At 39.4% G+C, this 18,734-nt stretch carries 14 protein-coding genes and 3 pseudogenes; 6 read left to right on the top strand and 11 right to left on the bottom strand.

The window, feature by feature from the left end:
* The 5 genes and pseudogenes from QU01_RS07480 to QU01_RS07460 all read right to left on the bottom strand — a co-directional run.
* Window positions 1-1,406 (bottom strand): annotated as a pseudogene (locus QU01_RS07480) (DNA-methyltransferase); the annotation flags it as partial.
* 117 nt (window positions 1,407-1,523) lie between these two features.
* Entirely contained in the window at window positions 1,524-3,269 is a 1,746-nt protein-coding gene (locus tag QU01_RS07475; protein WP_033763271.1) for a bifunctional metallophosphatase/5'-nucleotidase, read from the bottom strand.
* A gap of 142 nt (window positions 3,270-3,411) precedes the next feature.
* Window positions 3,412-3,870: an S-ribosylhomocysteine lyase gene (locus QU01_RS07470; RefSeq protein WP_033763272.1), complete on the bottom strand. Its 459-nt coding sequence runs from the start codon at window positions 3,868-3,870 to the stop codon at window positions 3,412-3,414.
* A gap of 37 nt (window positions 3,871-3,907) precedes the next feature.
* Window positions 3,908-5,050 carry a cystathionine gamma-synthase gene (locus tag QU01_RS07465; RefSeq protein ID WP_033763273.1) on the bottom strand — a complete coding sequence of 381 codons (1,143 nt, stop codon included), beginning with the start codon at window positions 5,048-5,050 and terminating at the stop codon, window positions 3,908-3,910.
* A 24-nt stretch (window positions 5,051-5,074) separates the two neighbouring features.
* Entirely contained in the window at window positions 5,075-5,992 is a 918-nt protein-coding gene (locus QU01_RS07460; protein WP_033763275.1) for an O-acetylserine-dependent cystathionine beta-synthase, read from the bottom strand.
* Between the two features lie 118 nt (window positions 5,993-6,110).
* Here QU01_RS07460 and QU01_RS07455 point away from each other — a divergent pair, with 118 nt between their 5' ends.
* Window positions 6,111-6,689 (top strand): hypothetical protein, encoded by a 579-nt coding sequence (locus QU01_RS07455; RefSeq protein WP_033763276.1) that lies wholly within the window; start codon window positions 6,111-6,113, stop codon window positions 6,687-6,689.
* A 232-nt stretch (window positions 6,690-6,921) separates the two neighbouring features.
* Here QU01_RS07455 and dnaK read toward each other — a convergent pair whose 3' ends face one another.
* Genes dnaK through QU01_RS07440 form a run of 3 tightly spaced genes read right to left on the bottom strand, consistent with a single transcriptional unit; the run spans window position 6,922 to window position 10,217 of the window.
* The gene (dnaK, locus tag QU01_RS07450; RefSeq protein WP_033763278.1) at window positions 6,922-8,784 is read right to left on the bottom strand and encodes a molecular chaperone DnaK; all 1,863 of its coding nucleotides are present in this window, start codon (window positions 8,782-8,784) and stop codon (window positions 6,922-6,924) included.
* 30 nt (window positions 8,785-8,814) lie between these two features.
* Entirely contained in the window at window positions 8,815-9,387 is a 573-nt protein-coding gene (gene grpE, locus QU01_RS07445; protein ID WP_033763279.1) for a nucleotide exchange factor GrpE, read from the bottom strand.
* The gene (locus tag QU01_RS07440; protein WP_033763281.1) at window positions 9,387-10,217 is read right to left on the bottom strand and encodes an HrcA family transcriptional regulator; all 831 of its coding nucleotides are present in this window, start codon (window positions 10,215-10,217) and stop codon (window positions 9,387-9,389) included. The genes grpE and QU01_RS07440 overlap by 1 nt, the downstream gene beginning before the upstream one ends.
* Before the next feature lie 210 nt (window positions 10,218-10,427).
* Between QU01_RS07440 and QU01_RS07435 the strand changes: the two genes are divergently transcribed.
* On the top strand, window positions 10,428-11,066 hold the full coding sequence (locus QU01_RS07435) for a class II aldolase and adducin N-terminal domain-containing protein (RefSeq protein WP_033763289.1): 639 nt from the start codon (window positions 10,428-10,430) through the stop codon (window positions 11,064-11,066).
* A 20-nt stretch (window positions 11,067-11,086) separates the two neighbouring features.
* A complete protein-coding gene (locus QU01_RS07430) occupies window positions 11,087-11,383 on the top strand; it encodes a hypothetical protein (RefSeq protein WP_033763283.1) in 297 nt (98 codons plus the stop codon).
* 11 nt (window positions 11,384-11,394) lie between these two features.
* Here the strand turns inward: QU01_RS07430 and QU01_RS07425 are convergent, their stop codons facing one another.
* The gene (locus QU01_RS07425) at window positions 11,395-13,278 is read right to left on the bottom strand and encodes a motility associated factor glycosyltransferase family protein (protein ID WP_033763285.1); all 1,884 of its coding nucleotides are present in this window, start codon (window positions 13,276-13,278) and stop codon (window positions 11,395-11,397) included.
* A 49-nt stretch (window positions 13,279-13,327) separates the two neighbouring features.
* Complete coding sequence (locus QU01_RS07420) at window positions 13,328-14,872, bottom strand: flagellin B (protein WP_000010010.1); 1,545 nt, start codon at window positions 14,870-14,872, stop codon at window positions 13,328-13,330.
* A 165-nt stretch (window positions 14,873-15,037) separates the two neighbouring features.
* Between QU01_RS07420 and topA the strand changes: the two genes are divergently transcribed.
* A complete protein-coding gene (gene topA / locus QU01_RS07415; RefSeq protein WP_033763286.1) occupies window positions 15,038-17,248 on the top strand; it encodes a type I DNA topoisomerase in 2,211 nt (736 codons plus the stop codon).
* Window positions 17,241-18,167, top strand: a complete 927-nt coding sequence (locus QU01_RS07410; protein ID WP_033763288.1) for a radical SAM protein — start codon at window positions 17,241-17,243, stop codon at window positions 18,165-18,167. Before topA ends, QU01_RS07410 begins: the two co-directional genes overlap by 8 nt.
* A 142-nt stretch (window positions 18,168-18,309) precedes the next feature.
* Here QU01_RS07410 and QU01_RS08160 read toward each other — a convergent pair.
* Window positions 18,310-18,528: pseudogene (locus QU01_RS08160) on the bottom strand (DUF874 family protein); the annotation flags it as partial.
* Between QU01_RS08160 and QU01_RS08410 the strand changes: the two are divergent.
* A pseudogene (locus tag QU01_RS08410) lies at window positions 18,525-18,734 on the top strand (hypothetical protein); the annotation flags it as partial. The pseudogenes QU01_RS08160 and QU01_RS08410 sit on opposite strands and share 4 nt — an antisense overlap.

Here is an 18,734-nt window from a genome sequence, read left to right as displayed (position 1 = left end):
AATGCCCTTAGCACAAGTGCTTTGAGATAAGATTCTATATCTTTAATCTTACTTTTTCTATGCTTAATACCATTGCCATCTTTTTTAAAATTAAGCATTTTTTCTAAATTAGATAATACTAAAAAAGACACAAAATGATAAATCTTAGAATCCAAGTCTTTAAAGGATTCTATAAAATCCATTATGAGATTAAATCGCTTTTTATCAGCATATTTGCTAAAAGATTCCCATTGTGGAAAGGGATATTCTTTATTGCTAGCTATAAAATTATTTACATTTTTTTCTGCTTTTTTTAAATTGTCAGAGTCCAAACTTTCTAATTTTGCTTTAGCGACATTTATGGCAAATGGTGAAGTATCAAAGCCATAGCAAACTTGTATTTGTGTATTCAAGAAACTAGAGCCAACACCACAAAACGAATCATAAACACTCGTAATAGAACAATCAAAACGATTTTGTAAATGCTCTATAAGATAAGGACTAAAAGCTTCTTTATAGGGAAAAACTTTATTTAAAGAGTCTAATATGTCATCATTATTTACTAAACTTGTCAGCGTTGTAGGGTAGCTTTTTATAATAGGAATAGTATGAGAAACTGTGTTTTTTACAAATCTTTCAAGGGCAATCTTACAATATATACTTGATAACTCAATGCCGATAAATTGTCTTTTCAATCTGCTTGCCACATAGGTTGTTGTGCCTATGCCATTAAAGGGATCTAATACAATATCATTTTGATAGGAATAAATTTTTAATAATCTCTCAATTAACTCTTCTGGGTAGGGTGCGGGATGTAAATCTTTTTTAGCATTGTTACTAACACATAAAATACTTTCAAAGCCTTGATTGTTGTCTTGATCAAAATATCAAATATTTTTTGTCCATTCTTTAAATTCTTGGCTAGTAATATCTGCTAATTCTCCCTCAGTTTTATGAATTTTATTTTCCTTATAAAACACTAATATTGCTTCTCCCAAAGGCCTAAAAGATGGGCAAGAAGGGCTTTTCCAACTCCCCCAAGCTGTATTGTTTCCCTGAAAATGCTTAATATCTTTTCCCTTATGCCAAGTTATAAGCTCAAACTCCTTAAAGCCAATTTCATTTAAAATTTGTGTTATATAAACGCTTAAAAATCTCACCTCTTTGCTATCTCTATTTTTCACTGCAAAAGGCACATTGACACAAATCCGCCCATCCTTTTTAAGTACACGGTAGCATTCTTTAAAAATATCGTGCATCAAATTGAGATAAGATTCAAAATCTAAATCATCATTATAATTTTCATATTGATGTGCCACATTATATGGAGATGAAGTAATAATAATGTCTATAAGATTATCTTCTATATGATTTTTTAGAATATATAAACTATCTCCATTTAGGATCTCTTGCAAACTTTTATTCATTCAAGTAGTATAACATAACAAATCATAGCTTTATATGGGATCTCATATAGTTTTAGTTGTTATTTATATTATTTCTTTAAGTTAAACTTAAAAATAAAATAATAAAAATAAAAAATCTTATTTAACTTCACTTTCCTTAATGGATTTGACATTCAAAGTCCTTCCGTCTTTTGAAGTGGGGATTTTGATGCTCCCCTCTTTTAATTTTTCTCTCAATTTTTCCAACAACGGGTTTTTGAAATCGTAGTTGATGATTTCCCAGTTATGTTCCAATTCAGGGGTTACCTTCCCCCCTTTTTCTTCCGTGATGTATTTGATGATCAAATCCCGTATTTGCCCGTTATCTTGCAATGCATCGTAAGAATTATAATACCTATCAGCGTCTGTAACCAATTTTAATGTCGTGGATAATGTCCCGAATCGGTAATTGTTGATCGCTAATTTATACACCGCTTTAGGGTCAATGGGTTTGTTGTTGATTGTCGGATTAATAATCCTTTGTCCGGCGGGTTTTGTAACATCAACTTGGTATTTCACGCCAGAAAACATATCAAAGTTATAGCCACGAATGTTTTCATTAAAACTGATCGTCAAATCTCCTGGTTGCAACTGGTTGTAAAATCTATATGACCATTCCATGTATTTCAACAGGTTTTCACCCGTTATATGCACTCCAATGAGCGTATTAGCGAACTTGTAAATATAAGCGACATCTTTTCTTTTGAAAGGCCCTTTTTTCAAATTCGCCCCAAAATTGAATAAGGCTGCCGCTGAAACATCGGCTTTGGCGTAATATTTTTGCACTCTATTGATCAATTCTATCACCGGCGTTTCTTGCAAGGCGGCGGTTGGCATCGTGGTGATTTTTTCTTCCCCTGTGATAAAATCAGGCCTGTCAATGAAGGTTTTTGTCACTTCGCCAACCACTTCATTAGCGTATTCCTTTGATTTTTTATCCACATATTCGTATTTTTTCGCTAATTCTTCATCTTCTGGCACATCTTTTGTGGGTAAATTTTCAGTCGTTATGGTTTTTTTCTTCGTTTGAGTGTCAAACACCACCACGCCCTTTGCCAGATAAGCCCCATACGCTCCAGGCTCAATGGTATGCACCTTTCCTATTTTAGTGTTATAAACCGCATGCTCATGCCCGGCAAAAATGATGTCAAATTGCGGGAATTTTTTCGCCAGATCGGGTATCCCGTCGCCACCTTTCTCATCTTCTCGCCCCAAATGAAAAGCGCCAATCAAAATATCATACTTCCCTTTTAATTCTTTCAAAGTCTTTTTTAACGCTTCTTTGGCGTCCAAAAACTTCAAGCCTGCAAAATGTTCAGGCGTAGAGGCCTCCCAAGTGGGGATGTGCGGCACCACATACCCCACAACCGCCACCCTCACGCCATCAATTTTTTTAATCATATAAGGCTTCACAAACGGCTTATTGTCCGCAATTTTGATAATATTCGCATTCACGACATCACCATTAAACCCCTTAATATTTTTCTCTAAAAAATCTTTACTGAAGTTAAACTCGTGATTGCCAAGCACACGAACATCAAATTTCAAATCATTTTCAGCTCTAACTAGCGGGTGGATAGGCTCATCATTAAACAACTCCGCGCTATTGCCTTGCAACAAATCCCCGCTGTCAATCAAAACTACATTTTTATTCTCAGCCCTTTGCTTTTTGATTAAAGTCGCAATCCTTGTCAAGCCGTTATTGGGTTTTTGCTCCCCCATCGCATAATCATACGAAAAAAGCCGCCCATGAATGTCTGAAGTTTCTAAAAACACTATTTTGACTTCTTTTGCAGATATTGAAAGTGTTAGCGTTAAAAAGATGACCAAAATCAATTTTTTCATTGAAATCCTTCCATAAAAGAGATTCATAACATTAATTTTTACATAAAATTAACGCTGATGCGATGGTTTTTGATTGGCATTTAACGCTTATGGGCAAAATAATGGGTAAGGGGGTAGGGGAGTAAAATCATTCCCCCATTCATCAAACCCCCACTTCAGACCATTCAGTGCGTTTGTCTAAAAAAGCGCGCGCTAAATTCTGTGCACCCTCTAAAGTGTGGTTAGCCGCCCAACCGCATTGCTTTTCATTGCTGGCAGGCACTTCTTTAGCCTTTAACACATCTTGCATCGTCTTTTCTAAAACCTCTAAAATCTCTGTGTAATTGTCATGGTTTAACACCGTGAGATAAAATCCCGTTTGGCAACCCATAGGCGACCAATCCACGACATAACTAGCATGGTTGCGGATAATTTCAGCGACTAAATGCTCTAAAGAATGCAGGCTTGGCATGTCCATGTGATCCTTATTGGGCTGCTTGAAGCGCACATCGTATTTGACAATCACATCCCCATTAGCACCCTTTTTGCGATCAGCGACACGCACATAAGGGGCTTTGACTTTAGTGTGATCCAAATTGAAACTCTCTACATTCATTTTCATGTTTTTAACTCCTTTATTCATAAATTGAAATGAAACTTTAGCCTATTTTAGCGAACGCTTGCTCTAAATCTTCTAACAAATCCTGTTCATGCTCAATCCCCACAGACAAGCGCACCAAGCCATCTCTAATCCCGGCAACTTCTCGTTGTTCTTTAGGGATACACGCATGGGTCATAAACGCCGGAATCCCCACCAAACTTTCCACCCCGCCCAAACTCTCGCCTAAAATGAATAATTTAAGGCTTTCTACAAAAAGAGTCGCCTCGCTGTCATTTTTGAGAGTGAAAGAAAGCATCCCGCTAAAGCCACGCATTTGGGCTTTGGCTAGCTCGTAATTAGGGTGAGTGGGAAGGCCCGGGTAATAAACCCTTTCTACTTTAGGGTGTTTTTCTAAAAACTCAGCCACGCAAAGAGCGTTTTTTTGATGGGCTTGCATGCGTAATCCCAGCGTTTTAATCCCTCTTTGCAACAGCCAGCTGTCTTGAGGGCCTAAAACCCCACCGATAGCGTTTTGGAAAAAAGCGATCTCTTGGGCTAGCGCTTCATCATCGGTGGTTACAAGCCCAGCGACCACATCGCTATGACCGCCTAAGTATTTGGTGCCGCTATGCACCACAATGTCCGCCCCTAAAAGAAGCGGATTTTGATAATAGGGGGTGGCAAAGGTGTTATCCACGATAGTGAGCAAACCATGATCTTTAGCAACACTAGCGCATTGTGCTAAATCCGTGATTTTAAGCAAGGGGTTACTAGGGGTTTCTAAATAAAGGGCTTTGGTGTTGGGTTTGATAGCCTTTTTGATTTGGGATAGATCGCTAGTGTCTATAATGGTGCAAGAAAGCCCGTTTTTGACAAGCACTTTATTAAACAAGCGGAAAGTCCCCCCATAAACATCATCGCCCAATAACACATGATCGCCTGATTGCAAGAGGGAAAAAACGGCGTGGATTCCAGCTAGTCCAGAGGCAAAAGCAAACCCCTTAACCCCCCCTTCTAAATCGGCGATGAGTTCTTCTAAAGCAAAGCGTGTGGGGTTGCCTGAGCGAGAGTATTCATAGCCCTTGTGGCGGCCTATGGCGTCTTGGCGGTAGGTGGAAGTTTGATAAATAGGCACGCTCACCGCCCCTGTTGTGGCGTCCTCACTAATACCCCCATGGATTAATTTGGTTTGCATGTGCATGGTTTTTCCTTTTTTATTGAGTTTTTATGAATAGATACCTTTAGAAAGATAACGATCGGCAACATCCGGGAAAATGGTTAAAACCTGACTGCCTTCGGGGAGGCGTTGCACTTCTTTCAAGGCTGCCACAAAAGCTGCCCCGCTAGAGCTCCCCACTAATAAGCCGTTTTTCTTGGCTAACTTCCTAGTATAGCTAAAACCCTCTTCATCTGAAATCGTTTCAAAGCCATCAATATCCAAGTTTGCGAAAAAAGGAGGGATGAACTCCACGCCAATACCCTCAATCTCATGAGGCTCAGGCTCGCCCCCATTCAAAATAGAACCCTCTGGCTCCACCCCAATCAAGCGAATATTAGGGATGCGCTCTTTCAAATACCTAGCCGTGCCCGCAAAAGTGCCACCACTCCCTATCCCGGCCACAAAGCTCGTAAAATTTGTGCCTAATTCTTGGACAATCTCAGGGGCTAGGGTGTGGTAGTAAGCGGCGGGATTATCAGGGTTTTCAAATTGCAAGGGCAAATAGCTATTAGGGATACTTTCGGCTAGCTCTTTACTTTTTTTAATGGCGCCAGAAATCCCCTCGCTAGTAGGCGTGTTGATCACTTTAGCCCCCAAAGCTCTCATGATTTGCTGTTTTTCTGTGCTGAATTTTTCCGGGACAACAAAGATGGTTTTGAGATGGTGCTTGATTGCCACTAAAGCTAGAGCGATGCCGGTATTGCCTGCAGTAGGCTCAATAATGGTTGTTTTAGAAGTGATTTTGCCTGTTTTAAACCCTTCTTCTATAAGGTATTGGCCTAAGCGATCTTTGATGCTCCCTCCCGGGTTTAGATGCTCCAGTTTGGCGTAAATGGCGGAATTTACGGGAATGGGGTAATCCTTGTTAGTGAATTTAAAAACGGGAGTGCGGCCTATGGCGTCTTGCATTGTGGTAATGATCATCATTCCTCCTAATAATAAAGATAACGATAACTCAATTTTTGCGATTATGCCTAAACTCGTTAAATGGAATAAATTTAGGATAAAATGTTGGCTTATTAAGATGCATTAAGGAGCTGATATGAAAAAAATAGAATGGAATGAAGAGCAAAGAAAAGCGTTTCAAGACTTGTTAAGAGAATTTGTAGCGTCAATTGACGCCAAAGCGCAAGAGGAAAAGCAAACAGGCAAAACCCCAAAGATACCAAAGTGGGCTTCATACCAAAGAGAGCTGAACAAGGTTTTAACGCCATGGGGTTATGCGTGCAAAATCAGTCTTGGCTCTGGGAATTTATCCCATGAGCCATCCATCGCCTTTTGCCGTCAGGATATTTTAGGGGAAGGATTTGTCAATGGTGAGAAACCAACCCCAAAAAAAGGTTTTTACCTCTGGTTTGCTTACTATTGGCGCAACGATTCAGAAAAAATTGATCTTTGCATAGGCCGATCCATAGAGGAGAATGGGGAAAAAGAGTGTCAAAAATGCCCAGCGTATGACAAAATCATTGATTCTAATGGAGTCCCATACTACCAAGAGAGCTATGACGATTTAGAAGTCGATCTTGAAAACATTACCAACGATTTTTTACGCTTTGCTAACGAATTTAATCAAATCCCCACTGCGTTTTTTGAATTAGAGCCATCTAGCGCAAGCCATTGAGAAACACCCTCATACCAAAAAGAACTCTCTCATAAGGGATTTTCCTAAAATCCCACCAACGCTTTTTAAGCTAAACCTTAAAAAAGCTATCGTTTGGTTACAATCAAGCTTTGATATTTGGATTAAAAACGCTATTTTTAGATTTTGCAATCAGTATCCCATTGATAAAAATGAGGAAAGCAAGCAGGTTTTGATTAAAACCGCTCGCTTGAAAGAAGTTTTAAAAGCGTTTTCACTCCACTTCCGCATCAATCACATCATCGTCTTTTTTCTTGGGTTGCTCGGCGTTGTTTTTATTCGCCATGGCTTCGCCTAGTTTTTGAGCCGCTTGCGCTAATAATTTGGTTTTGTCTTCAAGCTCCGCTTTAGTAGTGTTATCGTTTTTGATGCAATCTTTAAGGGCGTTAATGGCGTTTTGGATCTCGTTAGCGTCGTTTTCATTCAAGTTCGTTTTATGCTCATCAAGGCTCTTTTGGGTTTGGTGCGCCAAACTATCGGCATGGTTTCTCGCTTCAATCACTTCTTTTTTCCTAGCGTCTTCTTCTTTGTGCAATTCAGCGTCTTTCACCATTTTTTCAATCTCGCTATCAGACAACCCGCTAGAGCCAGAAATTTTAATCTCTTGGCTTTTGCCGGTATTTTTATCTTGCGCTGACACGGTTAAAATCCCGTTAGCGTCAATATCAAAGGTTACTTCAATTTGCGGCACGCCTCTTGGAGCGGGAGCGATGCCTTGCAAATCAAATTTACCCAAAGATTTATTATCCCTTGCCAATTCCCTTTCGCCCTGTAAAACCATAATGGACACAGCGGGCTGGTTGTCTTCAGCGGTTGAGAACACTTGAGATTTTTTCGCCGGAATGGTCGTGCCTCTATCAATCACTTTAGTCATCACGCCCCCTAAAGTTTCAATCCCAAGGCTTAAAGGCGTAACGTCTAATAAAAGCACATCTTTCACATCGCCTTTTAACACGCCCCCTTGAATGCTCGCGCCCACCGCTACGACTTCATCAGGATTGACGCTTTTATTCAACTCTTTATTAATAAACGCTTTCACCCTTTCTTGGACTTTAGGGATACGAGTAGAGCCTCCCACCATCACCACTTCTGAAATCTCATTTTTGGTTAGCCCTGCGTCTTTGATCACGCTTTCAATTTTAGAAATCGTTTCTTCCATGAGATCTTCTGTCAAGCTTTCAAATTTAGCCCTAGTGAGTTTTTTAACCAAGTGTTTAGGCCCGGTAGCGTCCGCGGTGATAAAGGGCAAATTGATTTCAGTCTCCATCGCAGAGCTCAATTCTTTTTTAGCGTTTTCAGCCGCTTCTTTCAGGCGTTGCAACGCCATCACATCGTTTTTAATCTCAATACCCGTTTCGCTTTTAAACTCACTCGCTAAGAAATCAATCACACGATTGTCAAAATCATCGCCCCCTAAAAACGCATCGCCCCCTGTGGCTAAAACTTCCACGACATTATCGCCTGTTTCTAACACGGTAACGTCAAAAGTCCCCCCACCCAAATCATAAACCATGATTTTTTCGCTCTCTTTTTTATCCAAGCCGTAAGCCAACGCCGCGCTTGTAGGCTCATTGATGATCCTTAAAACATTAAGCCCTGCAATCGTGCCGGCTTCTTTAGTCGCTTTTCTTTGGCTGTCGTTAAAATAAGCCGGAACCGTGATCACCGCTTCAGTAACGCTCTCGCCCAAATAGCTTTCAGCGTCTTCTTTGAGCTTCATTAAAATTTTGGCTGAAATCTCTTGAGGGGTATAAACCTTGCCTGAAATCTCAATCGCGCAAGCCCCATTCCTATCCACAATCTTATAAGGCAAGCGCTTTTCGGCTTCTTTAGCCTTATCTTCATTAAACATCAAGCCCATGATTCTTTTAATAGAATAAATGGTTTTTTCTGGGTTAGTAACCGCTTGTCTTTTGGCGCTCTCGCCCACTAAAATCTCGCCCTTATCCGTAAAAGCCACAATAGAAGGAGTGGTGTTTTTACCCTCTTTATTCGCAATAATCTTTGCTTCATTGCCTTCATACACCGCCATTGCGGAGTTGGTTGTCCCTAAATCAATTCCAATAACTTTTCCCATGCGTTATCCTTTCTTATTAAAATAAATGTTTTAATCGTTTTTAGCAATGCTCACCATTGCCGGCCTCAAAACCCTACCCTTATACTTGTAACCTTGTTGCAAAACCTGCACGATTTTCCCGTTTTCTTTTTCTTCGCTTTTGACTTGCATGATCGCATTGTGGAAATTAGGATCAAATTCTTCTAAACATTCAATCCCCTCAATGCCATGCCTTGCCAAAACTTCATGCAACTTTTCCATCGTGAGCTCCAAGCCTTTGGTTAAAGCGCTCTCTTTATCCACTTCTACAGCGCTCTTGTAAGCCCCAAGAAGCGCATCAATCACCGGCAATAGATCCAATGCGATTTTTTCATACGCATACTCTAACGCCATGCTCTTGTCTCTTTCTAAGCGCTTTTTCACGTTTTCAAAATCCGCATGCACTCTTAAGTATTTTTCGTGCATTTCTTTATATTTAAGCTCAAAATCTTCCTTGATCTCGCCTTCTTTTTCGCTCGCTTCTTGTTTTTCTTCATCTTGTTGTTCTTTGCAAGTGCAAGCCTTTTGATAAGACTCTGGCTCTTTTTGGCTTAAATCGTGTTCTTGGTTGTGTTCATCTTTCATTATTCCTCCTTAGAAATCGTTTGAAAAAACCCTTCATAATCGCATTCTAGTTTCCCCACGCAAAGCAGTTGCATCCGCTCGTTTTGAAATTCTATAGGGCGTATTACCAGCATGCAATCAGGCTCTATAAAATGCAAACCCTTTTTGAAACGCTCTAAAACCTTACCCTCTAAAATGTCAAAAAATAAAGGGCTGTTTAAAAGCGTTTTTAACCCCATCAGATTAAAGCGTGTCATTTGCACGCTGGAATACTCCAAACGCTCTAATTGTCTGGCCAAACTCAACGCATTGACAGAAGCAGCGATTGAACGCACTTCTTTAACGCTTCTACCCACAAGTTCTAATAAAAACTTCTCCATTTTAACGCTGTAACCCAGCGTGCAAGAAAACGCCAAAAAATCCAAAATCAAAAAGCGTTTTTCGCACTCAATGACTCTTTCTAAACGCTCCAAACTGGGTTTTTTTAACAGCGTAAAAAGCCCAAAATTTTCACTCGCGCTTTTTAAGCGTTTTTCATTCACCTTTAAAACTTCAAAGTGCAACGACTTGTGCCAATAGTTTTCAAACGCCTTAAAGGTTGGCAATCTAGCGCCGCTAGAATGGGCTTGATAAAGCATGCCCTCTTTAGAAAGGATTTGAAAATAATTCCTGATCGTCGCGCAAGATATTTTCAAGTTTGCCAACTCTTTTAAGCGTTTAGAGCTAATGGGTTCTAAAATCTGCAGATAGGTTTTAACAAACGCATCTAACAAACTCTCTTTTTTATTCAAATTAGAACCTACTTTAATTCTTCTTAACATCATTATTTGAAAAATCTCGTCAATCACCATTCTTGATGAAAGAACCCTCGCATTATAGCACAAAAAGTTAATAATCTATCACTTGTTTTAAAAAAGTGATAAAAATTACCCGATTTTTCTTTAAAGTTTAGTCTGTATCACTAAATTTATTTACTATCATTAAATTAGGATTTTTTATAGAGTTGATTTAATTTAGATCTGTTAGGAAACCAATACCTTTTGTTAAAAAAACTTGTTATCATGATAAACATGAACACACACACAAGAGGCATTGACAGCAGTCTGATTCATTCGCTCCAAAGCATTTCATTATCCATGTTTAGAAAGGGTTTTTTTGGGCTTTATCAAGGCTCTATTTCAGCGCGCATTGGCGCAAATCAGTTTGTGATCAACAAAAGAAACGCTGTTTTTGATCAATTGAATGAAAACACCTTACTGGTTTTGCATGACAAGATAGATTACCGCTGGAAAGAAGCGAGCCAGGATTCGCCCATTCATGCGAGCGTGTATAGGGAGTTTTTGGACGCTAAATTCATCGCTTACGCGCGCCCTCCTTATAGTTTGGCGTACTCCTTGCGCCACAACCGATTGCTCCCTAGAGATTATTTAGGGTATCGTTCTTTGGGCGAAGAAATCGTTATTTTTAACCCCAAAGATTATGACAGCTGGCAAGAAAGAGCGGATACAGAAATTTTACGCCAATTGCAAGAGAGCAAAAAATATTTTGTTTTCATTAAGGGGTGTGGGATTTTTGCCTACCACAGAGAGCTTTCTAAACTCATGGAAGTTTTTGATTTGATTGAAAACTCATGCAAGGTTTTACGATTGGGCGATTTAATGGATTATTGCTATAATGATGATCCACGATTGAGCGTGTAAAAAGCTAAAAAGGATAAAACATGACCATCAACACCCATTACACTCCTAATTTCACGCAGCTCCAAACCTTGAACAATATCAATAATGATGCAACCATAAAGGACAGGAATCAAGCAGAGCAGGATTTACAACAAAGCAATGTTCAAGATGGTTTCAGCCAAGATAATGCGCCAAACGCCCCTGATTTTGACAGACTACAAGCTTTAAACGCTATCAATAACGACAGCGAGATTAAAGATAGATCCCAAGTTGAGAAAAGCCTTATTGATGGCGAAAATACCCCTGAAATTTATTCCAGCCTAGACACATACGCTTAAAAAAAGGGGTTTTACCATTCTTTCAAAGCCATTTTGATCGCTTCTATCACGCAGTCCATCCCACCCGCTAAACTAAAAAGCCAGTATTTGTGCGCGTAAATGTATTCTAATTGCTTAGCCCTTAATCCGTCTTCATTACTCGTTTTTTTACACACGATTTCAGCGATATGCAATTCCTGGTGGAAAATGTAAGATTGTATCGCATCCATAAAATACGAATTGAATCGCTTGTCATCAAAAAGCTCTTTAACGTTATCAATTTCAGCGCTCAAATTTTCTAATTCCTTAAAATCCAACTCTTCTAATTTTTTTTCTTCATGAAGCTTTTCCACTTTTTCTAAAAATTCTGCCACCTTTAAAAACGCTCCTTCAACTTGCGTTTTTTTCTCATTGGCGTATTTGATGATCTCTTCGCATTTTTGCCTAGCGATCTTTAAATTTTTAGCCTGTTCTGATTGAGTGGGATAAATAAGATTAATAGGAGGCTTTGGCTTGGATTTGTCTATTTTTTCGCACACTTCTTTAAAGGGCATTTCTTTAGTCCCTTTAATCCTAGCCCCCCCTTCAGTAGCGTTAATGACTTCTAGTTTATAGGGCGTGTTAAAAATATCTTTTTCAAAAAATTCTAAGAAAAGTTTCCACACTAAAGTGGTCTCTACTTCCCCGTTACCCCCATATTTTTCTATAAAAATCTTGTCTTTATCTTTTTTAGGCTTGATCTCTTTATCGCCATAAATCGCCCCACTAGCGTGGCTGTTACCGCTTTGTGAAAAGCTCAAATCTTGCCCAATAAACACGCATCTTTTAAAACGAGAATGCACCACTAATTCATACGCCATGTTCGCTGCACTCATGCCTATACCCACATAACCATATTGGTGCAAATCAAAAAGGTTGGTGTAGCCAAAGGGGCGGAAACTGAATTGTTTAACCCCTTTTTTAATCGCTTTAATCAATCGTTTATGCACAATGGAAGTCAAAGCAAAAATGACGCCTTCTTGAAAATCTAGGGGCGTTTCTTCATAGAATTTCGCCGTTAAATCCACCCTTTCTAAAGACAGCACAATATCAGGCTTGATACCAGCTTTAGCTAAAATAGGGAAGGAAGCGTCTATGCAAAAAAGCGTCGCATAAGGAGCGATTTCTTTTAAAAGGGGGAGTTGCTTGTTCAAACTAGGCCCGGTTGAAACAATAATAGCGGTATCTCTGTTTTTTAAAGTGTTCACAAAATCCACTAAACTAGGGCTTTTTATGACTTCAGGCAAATTAGCGATGTGCTGTTTGATGCCTATCAGCGCGTCTTTAGCGTCATTACCCACGCTAATAGCGCCATGCTCTAAAGCGTGCGTGAAATGCTGGTTGATTTCTATCATTTGACTAGAATAGCGTTCATAATAAGCGTTAAAAAGTTTTAAATCATACATTCTTGCGTATAAACGAGACTTTTTATCCATATCAAACAAGGAAGCTATCATGTTGTAATTGCAAAAACTTGCATGCAACAAAATCAAGCGGTTTTCTAAAATCTCAGTGGAAAAATCCAAAAGATTCAGCACAATGAAAATGATCTCTATTTCAGGCTCAACCACCACCAAGCGTTTTAAATTTTCATTACCCAAAAGCAAGCGATAAAACACGCCATTACCCAAGCCAAAATAATACAAATAAGGATAAAGCATGTAAATTTCGCTATTTTTGTATAACTCTAAGCTTGAATCTAGCGGGCTTTTTTCAAATAGGGGGGTGTTTGTTTCTTTATCTAAAAGGTTGAAATTCGCGCTGTCATTCCCTAAAAACACTTCGTATTTTTTGTTTTCTTTAATGGCTTTGAGCTTTGCGAACAAAAGAGGATCTTTTTTAAAAAGGGCTTGTAAGTTTTTTTGATAAATGTCCATTATTCTAACTTATAAAAAGGGCTAATGCCCCTTTGGATTTCAAGGGCTGTTATTGTAAAAGCCTTAAAACATTTTGTTGCACCGCATTGGCTTGCGCCATAGCAAAACTCCCGCTTTGCGCCAAAATATTGTATTTAGAAAAGTTTGCGCTCTCTTCAGCAAAATCCACATCTCTGATTTGAGATTCAGCCGCTTTAACATTCACTTGGGTAACAGAAATATTATTAATGGTTGTAACCAATTCCATTTGCACCGACCCCATATCTGAGCGGATCTTGTCTAATTGCGTGCGTGCAGAATCCGCCATATCCATCACAATCATCGCCCCTTTAAGGCTTGTAACCCCAGCCCCTATACCTTGAGAGTTGGTTTCTGCTTGCGCGCCATTAGCGTTCGCTCCAGCCGCAGAAGCCACATTCGCATCAAAAATGCCCCTAACCGCCCTTAAATTCACGGTGTATTCTGCCACCCCTTGAGCGGAATGAAAGCCCACATGGCTAAAATTCACACCGCTCACAATAATATCCCTAGCGTCGGTTCTAGTCAAAGTCAAGCGCCCAATCACCGCATGCTCATTCCCAGAAATCCCTGCAAAATTCCCTCCCCCAAAAACTTGACCGCTCGCGCTCGCTGCATGCACAGAAATCGCGCGCCCATCAATGGAGTGCAAATTAATGCGCCCTTGAATGTCCAAGCTCGCTTCCACACCGGTGCGATCTTTGACGGAGTTGATGGCATTAGTCAACCTCCCATCGGCATCGTTTTTATGCACATCATTCACCGTTCCAATTTCTACGCCATTAATGGTAAGCTCCCTAACAGTTCCTGATTGCACGGGAGTGCCGCCGGTGGCCATGACATTATAAGACGCCCTAACGCCTAAAGTGTTAGAAAAACGATTGATGATTTCGCTTAACGCTCCAATCCCTGTGCCAGCGCTTGTAGAAATACGCACGGTTTCAATCTTATAATCATTCACGCCATTGACTTGTTTGAAATTCAATCCCACTTCAGTCAAGTTTTGCGCCGCTGCGCTAGCGAGCATGCCTGCACCGCTAAAAGAAGAAGTTTCCATGCGCACATGCCCAATCTTATCTGAGCTCGTTGAGCCAATAGACGCCTTAACCGTGGTGTTAGAATACGCGCCAATTTGAAATTCTTTGTTAGAAAAACTTCCTGAAAGCATTTGTTGGCCGTTAAAGCTTGTGGTGTTAGCGATATTGTCTAATTCTTCTAACAGCCTTTGAATATCGCTCTGGAGCGCTCTTCGGCTTTCTAAAGTTTGCCCGTCTTGAGCGGCTTGAACGGCTTTGGTTTTAATGGTGTCTAAAATTTTGATTTGCTCATCCATCGCTTTATCTGCGGTTTGAACCATACCAATAGCGTCATTAGCGTTGCGGATCGCTTGACCCAAATTCGCGCTTTGACTCCTTAAACTATCTGCAATCGCCATCCCGCTAGAATCATCAGCGGCTTTATTGATCCTAAGCCCTGAGCTTAACTTTTCAAGCGAGCTTGAAAGGTCTCTGTTGTTTTGAACCCCTACCGCATGAGAAGTTAAAGCGGCGATATTGGTATTTATCCTAAAACTCATGTTTGCATCCTTTGCATAGATATTTGTTTTTAGTCAAGCAAAGGGTGTTCCAACTCTTTGATTTTTAACGCTGTTATGGTTTTTATGGTTTGATGAATCGTTTAGTCAAAATTCTATGCTACAATCATTCATTAATAGGTATAAACATTTTATTAAAGGCGTTCAATGAAGCACCTTATTATCGTAGAATCCCCCGCAAAAGCCAAAACCATTAAAAATTTTTTGGATAAAAATTATGAAGTTATCGCCTCTAAAGGGCATGTTAGGGATTTATCCAAATTCGCTTTAGGTATTAAGATTGATGAAACCGGCTTCACTCCTAATTATGTCGTGGATAAAGATCATAAAGAACTTGTCAAACAAATCATAGAGCTTTCTAAAAAAGCATCTATTACTTATATCGCTACCGATGAAGACAGAGAGGGGGAAGCGATAGGTTATCATGTGGCATGTTTGATTGGAGGGAAATTGGAGAGCTATCCCAGGATTGTTTTTCATGAGATCACGCAAAATGCGATTTTAAACGCTCTAAAAACCCCACGACAAATTGACATGTCTAAGGTCAATGCCCAACAAGCCAGGCGCTTTTTGGATCGAATCGTAGGCTTTAAATTAAGCTCGTTGATTTCATCAAAGATCACTAAAGGTTTGAGCGCTGGGCGGGTGCAGAGCGCGGCTTTAAAGCTTGTGATTGATAGAGAAAGGGAAATCAAAGCCTTTAAGCCTTTAACCTACTTCACGCTAGACGCTTACTTTGAGCCGCATTTAGAAGCGCAACTCATCAGCTATAAGGGCAACAAACTCAAAGCCCAAGAACTTATTGATGAAAAAAAAGCCCAAGAAATTAAAAACGAATTAGAAAAAGAAAGTTATATTATTTCTAGTATCGTTAAAAAATCTAAAAAATCCCCCACACCGCCCCCTTTCATGACTTCTACTTTACAGCAAAGCGCTTCCAGTCTTTTAGGCTTTTCGCCCACAAAAACCATGAGTATCGCTCAAAAATTATATGAAGGCGTAGCCACCCCGCAAGGCGTTATGGGGGTGATCACTTACATGAGGACCGATAGCTTGAATATCGCTAAAGAGGCTTTAGAAGAAGCGAGGAACAAGATTTTAAAAGACTATGGCAAAGACTACTTGCCCCCTAAAGCCAAAGTCTATTCCAGCAAGAATAAAAACGCCCAAGAAGCCCATGAAGCGATCAGACCCACTTCTATTGTTTTAGAGCCAAACGCTTTAAAAGACTACCTTAAGCCTGAAGAATTAAAGCTCTATACCTTAATTTACAAACGCTTCTTAGCTTCTCAAATGCAAGACGCTCTTTTTGAAAGCCAAAGCGTGGTTGTGGCTTGCGAAAAAGGCGAGTTTAAAGCGAGTGGGAGAAAACTCCTTTTTGATGGCTATTATAAAATTTTAGGCAATGACGATAAGGACAAATTGCTCCCTAATTTGAAAGAAAATGACCCCATTAAATTAGAAAAACTAGAGAGCAACGCTCATGTTACAGAACCTCCAGCACGCTATTCAGAAGCGAGCTTGATTAAAGTTTTAGAAAGTTTAGGCATAGGCAGGCCTAGCACCTACGCCCCAACGATTGCACTTTTACAAAACAGAGATTATATTAAGGTAGAAAAAAAGCAGATCAGCGCTTTAGAGAGCGCTTTTAAAGTGATAGAAATTTTAGAAAAGCATTTTGAAGAAATCGTGGATTCCAAATTCAGCGCTTCTTTAGAAGAAGAACTGGACAATATCGCTCAAAATAAAGCCGACTACCAGCAAGTCTTAAAGGACTTTTACTACCCTTTTATGGATAAAATTGAAGCCGGGAAAAAGAATATCATCTCTCAAAAAATGCATGAAAAAACCGGTCAATCATGCCCTAAATGCGGTGGGGAATTAGTCAAAAAGAATAGCCGTTATGGGGAGTTTATCGCTTGCAACAATTACCCTAAATGCAAATATATCAAACAAACTGAAAACGCTAATAATGAAGCCGAACAAGAATTGTGCGAAAAATGCGGAGGGGAAATGGTGCAAAAATTCAGCAGAAACGGGGCGTTTTTAGCTTGCAACAACTACCCTGAATGCAAAAACACCAAATCGTTAAAAAACACCCCTAACGCCAAAGAAACAATAGAAGGCGTGAAATGCCCAGAATGCGGAGGGGATATTGCCTTAAAAAGGAGTAAGAAAGGCTCGTTTTATGGCTGTAACAACTACCCTAAATGCAATTTTTTATCCAACCATAAGCCCATTAATAAGCGTTGCGAGAAATGCCATTATTTGATGAGTGAAAGAATCTATCGCAAAAAAAAGGCGTATGAATGCATCCAATGCAAAGAGCGCGTGTTTTTAGAGGAAGATGATGGCTAAAGAAAATCTGCCTATCGTTTTTGGGCCCATTTTATCCAGGCGTTTTGGGAAGTCTTTGGGCGTGGATTTATCGCCTTCTAAAAAACAATGCAACTACAATTGCATTTATTGCGAGTTGGGTAAAGCCAAGCCCATTGAGCGCATGGAAGAAGTGGTAAAAGTAGAAACCTTGATTAACGCCATTCAAAACGCCCTAAACAACCTTGCTACCCCCATTGATGTTTTAACCATTACCGCTAATGGCGAACCCACGCTATACCCTCATTTATTAGAGCTTATCCAAAGCATCAAGCCTTTTTTAAAGGGCGTTAAAACTTTGATTTTAAGCAACGGCTCGCTCTTTTATGAGCCAAAAGTCCAACAAGCCTTAAAGGAATTTGACATCGTTAAATTTTCTTTAGACGCTATTGATTTGAAAGCCTTTGAAAGAGTGGATAAGCCCTATTCTAAAGACATTAACAAGATTTTAGAGGGGATTTTGAGCTTTTCTCAAATCTATCAAGGGCAACTGGTGGCTGAAGTGCTTTTAATTAAGGGCGTGAATGATAGCGCGAACAACTTAAAACTCATCGCTGCCTTTTTAAAACAAATCAATATAGCTAGAGTGGATTTAAGCACCATAGACAGGCCCTCAAGCTTCAAAGCCCCCAAATTAAGCGAAGATGAATTATTAAAATGCTCTTTGTTTTTTGAAGGGCTTTGCGTGAGTTTGCCTAAACGATCCATTACTCAAGCTAAAAAATTGATTTCTTGCGGTATAGACGAATTGTTCGCTTTAATTTCCAGGCGCCCTTTAAGCGCAGAAGAAGCCCCCCTAATACTAGATCCTAACACCTTTAAACATTTAGAAACTTTATTAAACCATAAGCAAATTACGATTAAAAAAGTCGGCTCTTTGGAGTTTTATTGTGCGTTTTAACCTCCATTTGTAAGTTTTACCTTATTTTAGGGATAGTTTAAGCTTTTAAATAAGGATCTCTTTTATTGCCAAATAACGCTACCATAAAAAATGTTTTCAAAAGCCGACAGATAATTAAAAACTTGGTGTAATGTTTTAATCGCTACACCCTTTTACTATAACCATAATCCGCTTTTTCTGCTTTCTTTTCAGTATTAGCAACTACTTTTATTTCTTTATTAATATCAGCAAATATTTTTTGAACGAACAAAAGGCTTTGAGAGGTTGAAAGGTGGGCCTGTGGGTCTGGTTTTAAATCCCTCATTTCAAGCATTTTAGCTTGAGCTTTAGAGCGTATTTTTAGATTTTCTTTTCGCCATTCTTAACCTACATAATTTTCCCCATTTTAAATTTGAGATTTATTTTTCATTCTTTTGCGCGTTATTACCGCTATTTTTGACAGCCTACTTATTTTTTAATGGGCGCAATATGGATAGTCATGGCAAGGCAGTTTGGGCTGAAATGAAAGATATTATTAAATACGAATATAGGATTTTTAATATTTTTAAAGGCTTGTTCTTAATTTTG

It is taken from the genome of Helicobacter pylori SA221C (assembly GCF_000476855.1).
GTDB lineage: Bacteria > Campylobacterota > Campylobacteria > Campylobacterales > Helicobacteraceae > Helicobacter > Helicobacter pylori_DK.
The sequence above is the reverse complement of the archived record's forward strand: the minus strand, read 5'-3'. Positions and strand labels throughout refer to the sequence as shown.

Excerpts from the sequence above, each read along its gene's own strand:
- grpE (WP_033763279.1), bottom strand. The coding sequence starts at position 9,387 with ATGAAAGATGAACACAACCAAGAACACGATTTAAGCCAAAAAGAGCCA.
- QU01_RS07430 (WP_033763283.1), top strand. The coding sequence starts at position 11,087 with ATGACCATCAACACCCATTACACTCCTAATTTCACGCAGCTCCAAACC.
- dnaK (WP_033763278.1), bottom strand. The coding sequence starts at position 8,784 with ATGGGAAAAGTTATTGGAATTGATTTAGGGACAACCAACTCCGCAATG.
- QU01_RS07475 (WP_033763271.1), bottom strand. The coding sequence starts at position 3,269 with ATGAAAAAATTGATTTTGGTCATCTTTTTAACGCTAACACTTTCAATA.
- QU01_RS07460 (WP_033763275.1), bottom strand. The coding sequence starts at position 5,992 with ATGATCATTACCACAATGCAAGACGCCATAGGCCGCACTCCCGTTTTT.
- QU01_RS07440 (WP_033763281.1), bottom strand. The coding sequence starts at position 10,217 with ATGGTGATTGACGAGATTTTTCAAATAATGATGTTAAGAAGAATTAAA.
- QU01_RS07435 (WP_033763289.1), top strand. The coding sequence starts at position 10,428 with ATGATAAACATGAACACACACACAAGAGGCATTGACAGCAGTCTGATT.
- QU01_RS07455 (WP_033763276.1), top strand. The coding sequence starts at position 6,111 with ATGAAAAAAATAGAATGGAATGAAGAGCAAAGAAAAGCGTTTCAAGAC.
- QU01_RS07420 (WP_000010010.1), bottom strand. The coding sequence starts at position 14,872 with ATGAGTTTTAGGATAAATACCAATATCGCCGCTTTAACTTCTCATGCG.
- QU01_RS07425 (WP_033763285.1), bottom strand. The coding sequence starts at position 13,278 with ATGGACATTTATCAAAAAAACTTACAAGCCCTTTTTAAAAAAGATCCT.
- QU01_RS07470 (WP_033763272.1), bottom strand. The coding sequence starts at position 3,870 with ATGAAAATGAATGTAGAGAGTTTCAATTTGGATCACACTAAAGTCAAA.
- QU01_RS07410 (WP_033763288.1), top strand. The coding sequence starts at position 17,241 with ATGGCTAAAGAAAATCTGCCTATCGTTTTTGGGCCCATTTTATCCAGG.
- topA (WP_033763286.1), top strand. The coding sequence starts at position 15,038 with ATGAAGCACCTTATTATCGTAGAATCCCCCGCAAAAGCCAAAACCATT.
- QU01_RS07465 (WP_033763273.1), bottom strand. The coding sequence starts at position 5,050 with ATGCACATGCAAACCAAATTAATCCATGGGGGTATTAGTGAGGACGCC.